This window comes from Hydrocarboniphaga daqingensis (assembly GCF_900129825.1).
Classification (GTDB): domain Bacteria; phylum Pseudomonadota; class Gammaproteobacteria; order Nevskiales; family Nevskiaceae; genus Hydrocarboniphaga; species Hydrocarboniphaga daqingensis.
Genome location: NZ_FQWZ01000006.1, coordinates 224,420 through 237,616 on the forward strand (window position 1 = coordinate 224,420; position 13,197 = coordinate 237,616).

Below are 13,197 nucleotides of genomic sequence, written 5' to 3' on the forward strand. Positions count from 1 at the left end.
ACCCAGCGGCGCTACAGCGACTCCAGCTGTTCCATGCCGGCCAGCCACTGCGCTTCGATATCGTCGAGCCGCGCGCGCAACTGGCGCTGCTCGTCGGTGAGCTTGTCGAGCTCCTTCTTGCGTGCCGCTTCGTACAGCGTGGCATCGCCCATGCGGCTGTCGATTTCGGCCAGTCGCGCCTGGGTCTTGCTCATCTGCGATTCGAGCTTGCCGACGGTGTCGCGCAGCGCCCGCTGCTGCGCCTTGGCAGCAGCGTCGAGCACCTTGGCCGGGCTCTTGTCGCCGGTGGTATTGCCGCGCTGCGACAGCCAGCGAGCGTAATCGTCGAGGTCTCCGTCAAACGGCTCGCAGCGGCCGGCGTCGACGCGCCACAGCGCGTCGCAGGTGCTCGATACCAGGTGGCGGTCGTGCGACACCAGCAACATCGCGCCCTTGAACTCCTGCAGCGCCATTTCGAGCGCCTGGCGCATGTCGAGGTCGAGATGGTTGGTCGGCTCGTCGAGCAGCAGCAGATTCGGCTGCGGATAGACCACCAGCGCCAGCGCCAGCCGCGCCTTCTCGCCGCCGGAGAACGGTTCGATCGCCTCGTAGACGCGGTCGCCCTTGAAGTTGAAGCCGCCCAGATAGTCGCGGATCGATTGCTCGGTTGCGTCCGGGTCGAGCCGGCGCAGATGCAGCATCGGCGAGGCTTGCGCGTCGAGGCTTTCGAGCTGGTGCTGGGCGAAGTAGCCGATCTTCAGATCCGGCGCGCGCTTGACCTCGCCCGACAGCGCGGCCAGGTCGCCGGCGATCAGCTTGATCAGCGTCGACTTGCCGGCGCCGTTGGGCCCGAGCAGGCCGATGCGATCGCCCGGCTCGATACCGAGCTTGACGCCACTGAGCTGCGGCTTGTCGCCGTAGCCGATCGCGACGCGGTCGAGTCGCAGCATCGGGCTCGGCAGCTTTAGCGGCGGACGGAAGCTGAAGCTGAATTCGGAATCGGCATGCGCAGCGGCGCCGATCTGGATGCGCTCGATCATCTTCAGCCGCGACTGCGCCTGACGCGCCTTGGTCGCCTGTGCGCGGAAGCGGTCAACAAAGGCCTGCAGATGCGCCAGCTGCCGCACTTGCTGCTCGCGCACCGCAGCGGCCTGGCTCATGCGCTCGGCACGCAAGCGCTCGAACTGCGAATAGCCGCCGGAATACAGCGTTGCGGTTTCGCTGTGCAGATGCAGCGTATGCGTTGTCACCGCGTCGAGAAACTCACGGTCGTGGCTGATCACGAACAGCGTGCCGTCGTAGTTGCGCAGCCATTCCTGCAGCCAGAACACCGCGTCCAGATCCAAATGGTTGGTCGGCTCGTCGAGCAGCAGCAGGTCCGATCGGCACATCAGCGCGCGCGCCAGATTCAAGCGCATGCGCCAGCCGCCGCTGAAGCTGGCGACGGTGCGCTGCTGCGCTTCGTTGCTGAACCCCAGGCCGTCGAGCAGCTTGGCCGCGCGGGACCGCGCTGCGTAGCCGCCGATCGCATTGAGCCGGTCATGCAGCTTGGCGATCCGTGCGACGTCGTGCTTGGCCTCGGCGATTTCCAGCTCGGCCTCGCAGCGGCGCAGCTCGGTGTCGCCGTCGAGCGCGAACTCGAGCGCGACGCGCTCCAGCGCCGGGGTTTCCTGCGCAACCCAGGCGATCTCGATCTGCTTGGGCAGCTGCACTTCGCCGGAGTCTGGCGACAGCTCGCCGAGCACCATCGCGAACAGGCTGGATTTGCCGGTGCCGTTGCGTCCGACCAAGCCGACGCGCCAGCCGGGGTGGACCGTGAACGAGGCGCGCTCGAGCAGTTTGCGTGCGCCGCGGCGCAGCGTGACGTTGGAGAAGGTCAGCATGGGCGCGCAGTTTAGCGGCTGGCTGGCCCGACAGTGGTCGCTGTCGAGCAGGGCAGCTGCCGGGCAGGCCGCGCCACCTACACTCGGCCGCAGGCCGCCATGGAGAGCGGTCATCACCGGTGCAGGAGCAGCCCATCGTGACGATCCGACCCATTGCCCGCGTTGCGGCGTTCATCGCCGCCACGATGTCTTTATGCAGCGCCACGATGGCCGCTGCAGCCACCACCTGCAGCGCCTTCGGCAATCCGCCCCGACCGATGTCCAGCGGACTGACGGCGATCAGCCAGAGCTTGACCCGCTGCCAGGGCGGCGCGCTGCTGACCGGCTATCAAGACGAGTACGGCACGCCACGCGCGGCCTGCTTCTGGGACAACGCGGCCGCGACGCCAGACCAACCGCTGCCGCTGGTGATCTACCTGCAAGCCTCGTTTGCGCCGCTGGATTCGCAGATCGGCAAGACCGGCCTGCTGACGGCACGGACCGGCGCCGACCTGAGCGGCGATACCGACCGCCCCGGGTTTCTGCTGCTGGCGCCGCTGCCACGCTACACCCGTCACTACTACCCGCTGCCGAACGGCTTTTCGCTGGGATTCGATGTCTGGTATCGACAGTTCGGCAGCAGCACGGCCCGCGTCGACGGCATCGACTATCCGGTCAACGTCGACTTCGCGACGATCGATCACTACATCGCGCAGACCGTCAGCAGCCGGCGTGTCGACCCTCAACGCATCTTTCTGGTTGGCTACTCCAACGGCGGCTCGACGGCGATCGCGTACGCACAACACCGCCGCAACATCGCCGCCGCCGCGCTGTATTCGGCACCCGATCCGTATGCCTTCCTCAACGACGCCTGTCCGCAGCAGCCGGTCACCGCTGCGCCGGCCAGCATCGCCGAGCTGCAAGTGACGCGCCGCGACGCGCCGATCTTCCACGTGCATCGCGACTGCGACGCCTACGGCAGCTGCCCCAATGCGCAGCGTTTGGGCGATCGCATCGCCGGTAGTGCCAGCGCCAACTGGCTCGGGCAGATCATCGACCGCGACCAACAGCCGACGTCCAGCTGCGACGCGGCCTGCGGCAGCAATGCCGACGGATCGCCGTGGAATCTGAAAGCGCGCACCACGGGCACGCGCAACCACAACCAATGGCCCGACACCTGGGACGCGCGCCTGCTGGCCTGGCTGCGCGAACACCCGCTGCCACCGGCTACGCCTTGACGCATCAGCAGGCGCGGCACCGATATCGAGGACGATTCCGCTGCTGAGCGGCGCAAGCACCGGTTATGCTCCGGCCACTGCCCGACTGGAACCCTCATGCGCGTCTCAGCCAAGCTGCTTGCCCCTTTGTTTGGCGCTGTTTTACCGGCCCTCGCCGGCTGCGCCGCGACCAGCCAGGACGTGATCGACGCCTTGGGCCAGATCGGCAACGTGGTGCAGGGAACCGGCCTGAGTCAGGGCGAAATCCTCGCCGGCCTGCGCGACGCGCTGCGCCAGGGCACGACCAGCGCGATCAACCAACTCGGCCACGACGACGGTTTCTGGCGTGATCCGCAGGTGCGCGTCCCGCTGCCGTCATTCATCGCCCGCTACGAAAGCGGCGTCCGTGCGATGGGCTTTGGCGGCACGCTCGACCAGTTTCAGCTGACGCTGAACCGCGCCGCCGAGCAGGCCATGCCACAGGCGGCGCACATCATCGGCGGCGCGATCACCCGGATGACGCTGGACGACGCCAAACGGATCCTCGACGGCCCGTCCAATGCGGCCACCGAGTACTTCCGACGCTCCGCTTCGGCCGAGCTGTATGAAAGCCTGCTGCCGATCGTCGCGGCCACCACGGAGCAAGCCGGCGTCGCGCAGCAGTACAAGAAGCTGGCGAACAAAGCGGGCCCGCTGCTGCGCTTGTCGGGTGCCAGCGAACCGGCCGATCTCGACGGCTACGTGACGCAAAAAGCGCTGGATGGCGTGTTCCTGAAGATCGCCGCCGAAGAAGCCCGCATCCGCGCCGACCCAGCGGCGCGCGGTACCGAGTTGATGCGGCGCGTGTTCGCCCGGCAGGCGCACTGACACCAAGCCGATGGCGCCGCGCGCGCCGTCGTGGCACCCGGTGGCAGCGAGTTGGCAGCCCTGGCAGCGGACGTTAGGCTCGTGTCGGGTGACGCAGGACGTCGCCGTGACGGAATGCTTATGCCCACCGCTGCGGGTTCAGTACAGGCCCTGATTTCCTACCTGGAACACGATGCGACGCCGATGATCGTGCTCGACGTCGAGTACAACATCCTCGCCGCTAATACGGCCTACCAACGGCAGTTTGCGACCCCGCGCCAGCAGGTTCAGGGGCAGAAGTGCTTCCGGGTGTCGCATCAGTACAGCGTTCCCTGCGATCAGGCCGGTGAGCACTGCCCGATGAAGCAAGCACTGGCGACGCGCGCACCCGACCGGGTGCTGCATATCCATCACACGCCGCGCGGACCCGAACACGTCGATGTCGAATTGCGGCCGATCCTCGACGAGGGCGGCCAGGTAATCGCCTACGTCGAGCGGCTCAGCCGCGTGGTGACGGCGTCCGCACAGCCGCGCGAAAGCGGCCTGGTCGGGCGCTCGGAATCGTTCAACGCCGCGTTGTCGGCGCTGCAACGCGCTGCGCCTTCACAGATCCCAGTGCTGTTGCAAGGCGAATCCGGCACCGGCAAAGAGCTGTTTGCTCGTGCGCTGCACACTGCCAGCCCGCGCGCAGGCGGGCCGCTGGTCGTCGTCGACTGCACCGGCCTTTCCGAGACGCTGTTCGAAAGCGAGTTGTTCGGGCATGAGCGCGGCGCATTCACCGGCGCCATGCAACGGAAGATCGGCCTGGCCGAGACCGCGCACGGCGGCACGCTGTTTCTGGACGAAATCGGCGACGTGCCGTTGCCGATGCAGGTCAAGCTGCTGCGCTTGATCGAGTCCGGCACGTTCCGCCGCGTCGGCGGCGTCGACACCTTGCACGCCGACTTCCGGATCGTCGCCGCCACCCACAAGCCGCTGAAGCGGATGGTCGAGGACGGGACGTTCCGCCAGGACCTGTACTACCGGATCAGCGCGTTTCCGGTTCACCTGCCGCCGCTGCGCGAACGCGTCGACGACATTGCGCTGCTCGCCGACAGCCTGCTGCAACGGATGGCAGGCAATGACCGGCTGCGAGTCGACGACGAGGCACTGGCAGCGCTCAAGCGCTACGCGTTTCCAGGCAACGTGCGCGAACTGCGTAACCTGCTAGAGCGCGCGCGACTGTTCGCCGACGAAGGCGTGATCCGGCTTCGCGATCTGCCCGAGGACGTGCTCGGCACCCAAGCCGCGGCAGCGCTGCCGCGCGCCAAGGGCCAGGACGCCGACAAGGCCCGGCTGTCGCACGCGCTGGCGACGTTCCAGGGCACGCGCGAAGAATTGGCCCGGCACCTCGGACTCAGCGAGCGGACGCTGTACCGACGCCTGAAGGACTACGGGCTGGAATAACCGCAGCACGGCCGCTGCCAGATGACTGCCGCCAACCAGGTGCGGCAGTGCTGGTGGCGTAAACCCGTGGCAGTCGAGCCCGACACGGCCCACTAACTCGTTGATCGATAAGGCTTCAAGGTCTGCGCCGCGCTGGCACGCGCTTTGAGACTCACATGGCAGACTCACGGAGACCGCCATGTCAGACCCCTTGATGCTCGCCCGCATACAGTTTGCGGCCAACATCAGCTTTCACATCTTGTTCCCGACGCTGTCGATCGCATTGGGCTGGTTTCTGCTGTTCTTCAAAGTGCAGCTCGGACGGACCGGCGATCCGCGCTGGATGGCGCTGTACCGCTTCTGGGTCAAAGTCTTTGCGTTGTGTTTTGCGCTGGGCGTGGTCAGCGGCATCACGATGAGCTTCCAGTTCGGCACCAACTGGCCTGGCTTCATGCTCAAGGTCGGCAATATCGCCGGACCGCTGCTGGCGTACGAGGTGCTCACCGCGTTCTTCATGGAAGCCACGTTTCTGTCGATCATGCTGTTTGGCATGAACCGGGTCAGCGAACGTATCCACACGCTGGCGACCGCACTGGTCTGCATCGGTACCACGCTGTCGGCGTTCTGGATTCTGGTGCTGAACAGCTGGATGCATACGCCCGCCGGCTTCGAAATGCGCGACGGTGTGGCCCACGCAACCGACTGGCTGGCCATCGTCTTCAACCCGTCGCTTCCGTATCGCTTGACGCACATGCTGCTGGCCAGCGGCCTGACCGCATCCTTCCTGATTGCCGGCCTTTCGGCCTATCGACTGCGCCGGGGAGATACCGCGCCCGAGGTCCATCTCGGCCTCAAGGTCGGGGTCTGGACGGCGGCCGTGTTGATCCCACTGCAAATCCTCGCCGGCGACCTTCACGGCCTGAACACGCTCCACCACCAACCGGCAAAGGTCGCCGCCATGGAGGGGCTGTGGGAAACACAGGCCGGTGCGCCGGCCGTGCTGTTCGCGGTTCCCGACGATGCGATGAAGCGCAATCACTACGAAGTCGCCGTGCCCAAGTTGGCGTCGCTGTACCTCACGCACGATGCCGAGGGCGTCGTCGAGGGGCTGCGCGATTTTCCCGACGGACCGCGCATGGCACCGGTGTTCTTCTCCTTCCGGGTCATGGTCGGCATGGGCCTGATGATGCTGATGGTGTCCTGGATCGCCGCCGGCATGCTGCAGCGGCGAGCATCGCTGCCCGGCTGGTTGCTGCGCAGCTTGGTCGCAATGAGTTTTTCGGGGTGGATCGCCGTGATCGCCGGCTGGTATGTCACCGAGATCGGTCGGCAACCTTGGCTGGTGGCCGGTGTGCTGACCGCCGCCGACGCAGCGTCCACGGTGCCGTCGTCGATGATCGCCAGCACCTTGGCGATGTACCTGGCGCTCTACGCAGCGCTACTGGTCGCCTTCATCTCGGTGTTGTTCCACCTGGCAAGAAAAGGCACGCCGCCGGCCCATGCGCCCGCGATCGCCACCACGCTCGGAGTCGCCTGATGACCACGCTCGACATGCTGCCAGCGGCACTGAACGGGTCGGCCTTCTGGCTGCCGCTGATCTTCGTCGGCCTGATGGGCCTGTCGATGTTGCTCTACGTGATTCTCGACGGCTACGACCTGGGCGTCGGCATCTGGCTGCAGCGCGCAACGCCGAATCAGCGCGACGCGATGATCGCCTCGATCGGACCGTTCTGGGACGCCAATGAAACCTGGCTGGTCCTTGGCGTCGGCCTGCTGCTGGTGGCGTTTCCATTAGCGCACGGAGTGATCCTCGGCGCGCTTTATCTACCGGTGGCATTGATGCTGATGGGCCTGATCCTGCGCGGCGTCGCGTTCGACTTCCGCGCCAAGGTCAAAGCGGCGCACAAGCCGCTGTGGGACGGCGCGTTCTTCGCGGGATCGCTGCTGGCGTCGCTGGCTCAGGGTGTGATGCTGGGGCAATTGATCGTCGGCTTCTCGGACAGCGCCATCGCCTGGATGTTTTCAACGTTCATCGGCGTCGGGCTGACAGCCGGCTATGCGCTGATGGGCGCGACCTGGCTGATTCTGAAAACAGAGGGCGACTTGCAAGCACGCGCCGTGTCCTGGGCACGAATCGCCGCCTGGGGGACCGGCGCCGGCATCGCGGCCGTGTCACTGGCAACCCCGATGGTGAGTCCGGCGATCTTCGCCAAATGGTTTACGTTGCCGCAGTTCATTGCGCTGCTGCCGATCCCGCTGATGTCCGTGGCGCTGTTCGTGCTGCTGCAGATTTTCCTGGCGCGCCTGACGAGCGATCTGGCTCGCGGCAATGCTAGGGGCTTGCAGCGTTGGGCTTGGGCGCCGTTTGCCTGCAGCGTCAGTTTGTTCGCGCTGGCCTTCTTCGGCCTTGCCTACAGTTTGTTCCCGTATCTGGTGCCGGATCGGATCACGATCTGGGGCGCTGCAGCAGCGCCCGAATCGCTGATGATCATGCTCTACGGCGTGATCCTGGTGCTGCCTGCGATCCTCGGATACACCGCGTTCGCGTATCGGGTGTTCCGGGGCAAGGCATCTGAACTTCGCTACGAGTGACCGACACCGTCGACCGGGTTGCGGTCGGCCCGAAACCGATCGCGCGTAGCGGCGCGCCAGCGCGTTGAGCCGACCGCGCCGATCAGGCCGTCGCACCGTCGCGGCCGAAGCGGCCGGTTCGGAAATCGTCGAGCGCTTGTTCGATCTGCTCGCGCGTGTTCATCACGAACGGTCCGTATTGCACGACCGGCTCATGCAGCGGCCGACCGCCAATCACCAGCAGCCTTGCGCCATCGGCGCCGGTCGCCGTGACGCTCAGCTGATCGCCGTCGGAGAGCAAGCCAGCAGCGCGCAACGGCAACGGCCGGGCGTCGTCGCCGATCTGCGCCGCGCCTTCGTACAGGTAGACGAACACGTTGTGCCCGGCCGGTAGCGTCAGCGTCGCCGACGTAGCGGCCGGCAGGTGCAGATCCCAGTACAGCGGCGCGGTCGTCGCACCGGTGACCGCACCGGGGGTCGTGCCGTCGTGGCCCGGCTGCGCCAACTCACCGGCAATCACGCGGGCGCTGCCGCCACCGGCCAGCGCCACGGTCGGTATCGTCGCTGCGGCGATGTCGCGGTAGGCAGCCGGTTTCATTTTTTCGGCGGCCGGCAGGTTCAGCCACAGCTGAAAACCGCGCATGCGGCCTTCGGTCTGCTGCGGCATTTCGGAATGGATGATGCCGCGCGCCGCCGTCATCCACTGCACGTCGCCGGGGCGCAGATCGCCGGTGTTGCCCAGGTGATCCTGATGCTGCATGTGGCCGTCGAGCATGTAGGTCACGGTTTCGAAGCCGCGATGCGGATGCGACGGAAAGCCGGCCAGGTAATCGCCGGGACGGTCGCTGTAGAACTCGTCCAGCATCAGGAACGGATCGAAGCGCAGCCCGGGCTGCGCGCCGATCGACCGCGACAGCTTGACGCCGGCGCCGTCCGAGGTCGGCATGCCGGGAATCACTTGTCTGAGATGGCGAGAGGTCATTGGATGCTCCTGCAATCAGCGAAAGGGTGCGCGACGCTCAGGCGGCCAACTGGTCGATTTCGCCGTGGGCGCGGGCGATCGCCTCGTCCTTGAGCTGGGCGTTGATGTTCAAGCCTTCGGCATAGACGAACTCGATGCTGCGGATACCGATGAAGTTGAAGAAGGTTTGCACGAACGCGGTCTGGCTGTCGCTGGGCTGGCCGCGATGCAGGCCACCGCGCGTCGCCAGCACGGTCAGCTTGCGGTCGCCGATCAGACCTTCGGGGCCGTTGGCGGTGTAGCGGAACGTCACGCCGGCGCGCGCCAGATGGTCCAGATACGCCTTGAGCTGCGAGGGCACACCGAAGTTGTACATCGGCAGGCCGAGCACGATCGCGTCGGCCGATTTCAGCTCGTCGATCAGCGCATCGGACTCGGCGACGATCGCCGCCTGCTCGGCGGTGCGGCTCGCGGCCGGCGTCGACAGCGCGGTGATGCGGGCTGCGTCCAGATGCGGCACCGGCTGAGCGGCCAGATCGCGGACGACGACGCGGCCGCCCGGGTGGCGGGCCTTCCAGGCGGCGACGAAATGATCCGCCAGCTGGCTGGACTGGCCGTTGCCCGAAAACAGGCTGGTATTGATCTGCAGCAGCGTCGGAGCGGAAGTAGCGAGCGTGTTCATGGTCATCATCCTGATCGGTTGAAGGCGACGCAAAGGCGTCGGATGACCGCTATTAGAAGGCCGGAAAGCCGCCGAAAAAAGCAAAAAATCCTGACGCTGGCTTTCGAAACCGTTGACGGACCTTGCCGTCGCCGCGCGCGCCACCGCGCCGTAGACTGCCGCACCATGGACTGTCGCCCGCATTGCGGTGCCTGCTGCACCGCGCCCTCGATCACCTCGCCGATCCCCGGCATGCCGCATGGCAAGCCGGCCGGTGTGCGCTGCGTGCAGCTGGGCGCCGACGACCGCTGCCTGCTGTTCGGCGACCCGCGGCGTCCGGCGTTCTGCGGCTCGCTGCAGCCGAGCGCCGAGATGTGCGGTGCCACGCGCGAGCAGGCGCTGCGGTACCTGACCGACTTAGAGCGCCAGACGCGGCCGGACTGACCGCCGGCATCCCGCGCGGCCCGACACCGCCGCAAGCGGACGCGAGACTCGCTCAGTCCGGCGTCGACGCAGGCTGCTCGATCAGCACCGCCAAGCCCTGGAACAGCATCGACGTCGACGCCACCATCGTCGCGCGGCTGGCGCGGTAGTCGCTCAGCAGCCAGTGCAGCGCGGCCTGGCTGATTGCACCGACCAGCGCGATGTTCAGCACCTCGCCGCGTTCGTCGTCGATGCGCCACTGCGGAAACAAGCCGCGCGACAGCTGCAGCAGCAAGCCGGCAAAGTCGCCGACATTGGCCGTGTACAGCCGATCGATCCGCGGGCTGACGCCGAGCACTTCCAGCCAGCAGACGCGGGCCAGACGCGCGTCCTCGAACGCGGCAAAGAAGCCGTCGAGCGCCGCGTCGATGATCTGGCGCGGCGTGCCGCCGTTGCCGCGCTCGGCAATCGCCTGCAGCACGGCGGCGCGCAGTTGGTCCATGCCGTCGCGGTACACCGCTTCGAGCAGATCTTCGGTGCTGGCGAAGTTGTTGTAGAAGTAGCGGTCGGTCAGGCCGGCCTGCTTGCACAGGCTGCGCACCGTGGTCGCGCGGTAGCCGACGCTGCCGAACAGCGCCCGGCCGGCATCGAGAAACTGCCGGCGCTGCCGCGCCTGCCGCGCGTCAGCACTTTCACCGCCATAAGTGCGTCCGGAGTTCATCTTCCGATTTTGACGACGCTTGTCGTCAGACGTAAAGTGACGACAGTCATCGTCACATTGCCCGAGCGGCAAACCATGAAAGATTTCAGACACAAAGTGGTGGTCGTCACTGGCGCGGGGTCGGGCATGGGCCGCGCCTATGCGCTGGAATTCGGACGCCTGGGTGCGCATCTGGCGCTGAACGACTACGACGTCGAAGGGCTCGCCGAAACGCGCCGGCTGCTCGACACCCAGCAGGCCGGCAAGGTGTACGCACAGGCGTTCGACGTCGCCGACAAAGCGCTGATGCAGGCCTTTGCCGCCGGTGTCGAAGCCGAGCTGGGCAAGGCACACGTGGTGATCAACAACGCCGGCGTCGAAGGCGCCGCAGCACCGGTCTGGGCGATGCCCGACAGCGCGCTGGATCGCGTGATGCGGATCAATTTCCACGGCGTGGTCAACGGCACGCGCGCGTTTCTGCCGCAGCTGCTGGCCCAGCCCGAAGGCGCACTCGTGAATGTGTCGAGCATCTTCGGGCTGGTCGGCACGCCGAATCACGCCGACTACTGCGCCAGCAAATTCGCCGTGCGTGGCTACACCGAAGCGCTGATGGTCGAGCTGCTGCACACGCCGGTCAGCGTGCATCTGGTGCATCCGGGCGGCATCGCCACGCGCATCGCGCGCTCGTCGGCGTCGCAAAAGTTTTCGCACAAATACCTGTCGACGCCGCCCGAGGACATCGTGCGGCGCGTGATCCGCGGCATCCAGCGCCGCGAGCCGAAAATCGTCTACGGCAAGGATTCGTTCAAGACCTGGCTGGGCGCCAACCTGGTGCCGCTCAAGCTGCTGAACCGGATCATCTGGCGCGACATGAAAGACGCGATCGACCTTCAACACTACCCCGCAACCGATACGAGGAATCACCAGCAGTGAAACGCGCCACGCTGATCAGTCTGGGCCTGCTGGCCGCCGCCGCCATCGGCGCCGCCGCTTGGCTGTCCACGCCGTCGAACGGCTTTGCCGCCTACCGTAGCGGCGCCGCGCTCGAAGCAGGTCTGTACGGCTTCGACACGATCAATGTCGACATCGGCGAGATGCGCATCGCCGCCTACGACAGCGGCGCTGCGCCGGGCCGCGACACGCTGGTGCTGCTGCACGGCTACAGCGCCGACCGCCAAGTGTGGCCGCGCTTTGCCCGTCACTTGCTGGATCAGTACCGCGTCATCATTCCCGACCTCGCCGGTCACGGCGACACCGGCTTTGATCCGGCCTGGGATTACAGCGCGCCAGCGCAGGCGCGGCGTGTCGCCGCCCTGCTCGACCGGCTCGGCATCGAGCGCGCGCACATCGCCGGCAACTCGATGGGCGGCTTCATCACGGCGCACTTCGCGCTGGCCTATCCGCAACGCAGCCTGTCGGCCACGCTGATCGACCCGGCGGGCGTCGAGTCACCGAAGGCCAGCGACGCCGACAGCGAACGCGCTGCCGGCCGCAATCCGTTTCTGATTCACGATCGCGCCGAGTTCGATGCGTTCTACGCGATGACGATGCAGCAGCCGCCGCTGATGCCCGGCTTCATGCTCGCCGGCATTGCCGAGCAGTACCAGCAGCACCGCGATGCGCTGGCGACGATCTTCAGCGGCTTCTACCAGCACGACATGCTCGACGCGCAACTGGCGCAGATCACGGTGCCGACGCTGCTGATCTGGGGCAGCGGCGACTGCATCATCGACGTCAGCGCCGCGCAGGTCTGGCAGCAAGGCCTGCCGAAGGCCGAGCTGAGCGTGTTCGACGGCATCGGCCACATGCCGATGGTCGAAGTGCCCAAGGCCACCGCCGAACGCGTCCGCGCGTTTTTGTCGGCGCTGCCGCAGACCTAGTGCGGTAAGCAGCGGCGTTGCACGACGCCGCTGGGACCGAGCTGCATCGCGTCCGAGGCGCTGATGCAGCCGTCCGATTCCATCTGCCGTCGATGCCGAGCATTGCGTCGGCATCGACGCGAATGGAGAACCGAGTCACATCGATATCGATATACGACTCGGTATGCGTTGACCGGCGCAAAGCCGGGCTTCTAAGGTCGCCGCCACGGCTGGCGTGGCGCGGTGTCGAGTGCACGGCGCTGCCGCCGTGGCCGCCCGATCTGATCCGCAAGGACTCTCATGTTCCGCACCCTCGTCGCCCTTCTGGTCAGCTTCTGCCTTATTGGCTGCACGTCGATGCAAGCGGTCGCAGTTCCGTCGCCGGGTATGCCGCCGTCGTTCTCGGTCGGTGATACGGTTCAGATCACGACCAAGGCCGGCGCGTCACACACGCTGGAAGTGACCGAGGTGTTGCGCAACGCCGTCGTCGGGACCGACGAATCCAACAAGCGGATCAAAGTCGCGTTCGACCAAATAACGGCGGTAGAAGTGAAGAAGATCAACACCGGCAAAACCGTCGGCGCCGGCACCGGCATCAGCCTGCTGGTCGTCGCGGTGTTGTTCGTCGTCGGCGTGTTCGCGTTCGGGCAAGCGTTCAAGTCGTCGGGCGACTGAACGCCTGCGGCGTTGATC

Annotated in this window: 13 protein-coding genes; 9 read left to right on the forward strand and 4 right to left on the reverse strand. The window is 66.4% G+C overall.

Annotated features, from left to right (window positions below; translation table 11 throughout):
- Window positions 1-11: 11 nt before the first annotated feature.
- Window positions 12-1,862 carry an ATP-binding cassette domain-containing protein gene (locus BUB09_RS13205; RefSeq protein ID WP_072898196.1) on the reverse strand — a complete coding sequence of 617 codons (1,851 nt, stop codon included), beginning with the start codon at window positions 1,860-1,862 and terminating at the stop codon, window positions 12-14.
- 137 nt (window positions 1,863-1,999) lie between these two features.
- Between BUB09_RS13205 and BUB09_RS13210 the strand changes: the two genes are divergently transcribed.
- The 5 genes from BUB09_RS13210 (at window position 2,000) to BUB09_RS13230 (ending at window position 7,921) form a co-directional block, all read left to right on the forward strand.
- Complete coding sequence (locus BUB09_RS13210) at window positions 2,000-3,079, forward strand: alpha/beta hydrolase (protein WP_139250281.1); 1,080 nt, start codon at window positions 2,000-2,002, stop codon at window positions 3,077-3,079.
- A 96-nt stretch (window positions 3,080-3,175) separates the two neighbouring features.
- The gene (locus tag BUB09_RS13215; protein WP_072898198.1) at window positions 3,176-3,925 is read left to right on the forward strand and encodes a DUF4197 domain-containing protein; all 750 of its coding nucleotides are present in this window, start codon (window positions 3,176-3,178) and stop codon (window positions 3,923-3,925) included.
- A gap of 120 nt (window positions 3,926-4,045) precedes the next feature.
- The gene (locus tag BUB09_RS13220) at window positions 4,046-5,350 is read left to right on the forward strand and encodes a sigma-54 interaction domain-containing protein (protein ID WP_072898199.1); all 1,305 of its coding nucleotides are present in this window, start codon (window positions 4,046-4,048) and stop codon (window positions 5,348-5,350) included.
- Between the two features lie 178 nt (window positions 5,351-5,528).
- Window positions 5,529-6,866: a cytochrome ubiquinol oxidase subunit I gene (locus BUB09_RS13225; protein ID WP_072898200.1), complete on the forward strand. Its 1,338-nt coding sequence runs from the start codon at window positions 5,529-5,531 to the stop codon at window positions 6,864-6,866.
- Window positions 6,866-7,921, forward strand: coding sequence for a cytochrome d ubiquinol oxidase subunit II (locus BUB09_RS13230; RefSeq protein ID WP_217650302.1), 1,056 nt, complete (start codon window positions 6,866-6,868; stop codon window positions 7,919-7,921). The genes BUB09_RS13225 and BUB09_RS13230 overlap by 1 nt, the downstream gene beginning before the upstream one ends.
- Window positions 7,922-8,003: 82 nt before the next feature.
- Here the strand turns inward: BUB09_RS13230 and BUB09_RS13235 are convergent, their stop codons facing one another.
- Together BUB09_RS13235 and BUB09_RS13240 are read right to left on the reverse strand one after the other, a co-directional pair.
- Window positions 8,004-8,882: a pirin family protein gene (locus BUB09_RS13235; protein WP_072898201.1), complete on the reverse strand. Its 879-nt coding sequence runs from the start codon at window positions 8,880-8,882 to the stop codon at window positions 8,004-8,006.
- Window positions 8,883-8,919: 37 nt separating this feature from the next.
- A complete protein-coding gene (locus tag BUB09_RS13240; RefSeq protein ID WP_072898330.1) occupies window positions 8,920-9,543 on the reverse strand; it encodes an FMN-dependent NADH-azoreductase in 624 nt (207 codons plus the stop codon).
- 165 nt (window positions 9,544-9,708) lie between these two features.
- On the opposite strand from BUB09_RS13240, the gene BUB09_RS13245 reads away from it, so the two are divergent.
- Entirely contained in the window at window positions 9,709-9,966 is a 258-nt protein-coding gene (locus BUB09_RS13245; RefSeq protein WP_072898202.1) for a YkgJ family cysteine cluster protein, read from the forward strand.
- Window positions 9,967-10,018: 52 nt separating this feature from the next.
- Here the strand turns inward: BUB09_RS13245 and BUB09_RS13250 are convergent, their stop codons facing one another.
- Window positions 10,019-10,666, reverse strand: a complete 648-nt coding sequence (locus BUB09_RS13250) for a TetR/AcrR family transcriptional regulator (RefSeq protein ID WP_072898203.1) — start codon at window positions 10,664-10,666, stop codon at window positions 10,019-10,021.
- A 75-nt stretch (window positions 10,667-10,741) separates the two neighbouring features.
- Between BUB09_RS13250 and BUB09_RS13255 the strand changes: the two genes are divergently transcribed.
- From BUB09_RS13255 to BUB09_RS13265, 3 genes are all read left to right on the forward strand, one after another.
- Window positions 10,742-11,578, forward strand: a complete 837-nt coding sequence (locus tag BUB09_RS13255) for an SDR family NAD(P)-dependent oxidoreductase (RefSeq protein ID WP_072898204.1) — start codon at window positions 10,742-10,744, stop codon at window positions 11,576-11,578.
- Window positions 11,575-12,525 (forward strand): alpha/beta fold hydrolase, encoded by a 951-nt coding sequence (locus tag BUB09_RS13260; RefSeq protein ID WP_084083425.1) that lies wholly within the window; start codon window positions 11,575-11,577, stop codon window positions 12,523-12,525. The genes BUB09_RS13255 and BUB09_RS13260 overlap by 4 nt, the downstream gene beginning before the upstream one ends.
- 279 nt (window positions 12,526-12,804) lie before the next feature.
- Complete coding sequence (locus tag BUB09_RS13265) at window positions 12,805-13,179, forward strand: hypothetical protein (protein WP_139250282.1); 375 nt, start codon at window positions 12,805-12,807, stop codon at window positions 13,177-13,179.
- Window positions 13,180-13,197 lie beyond the last annotated feature (18 nt).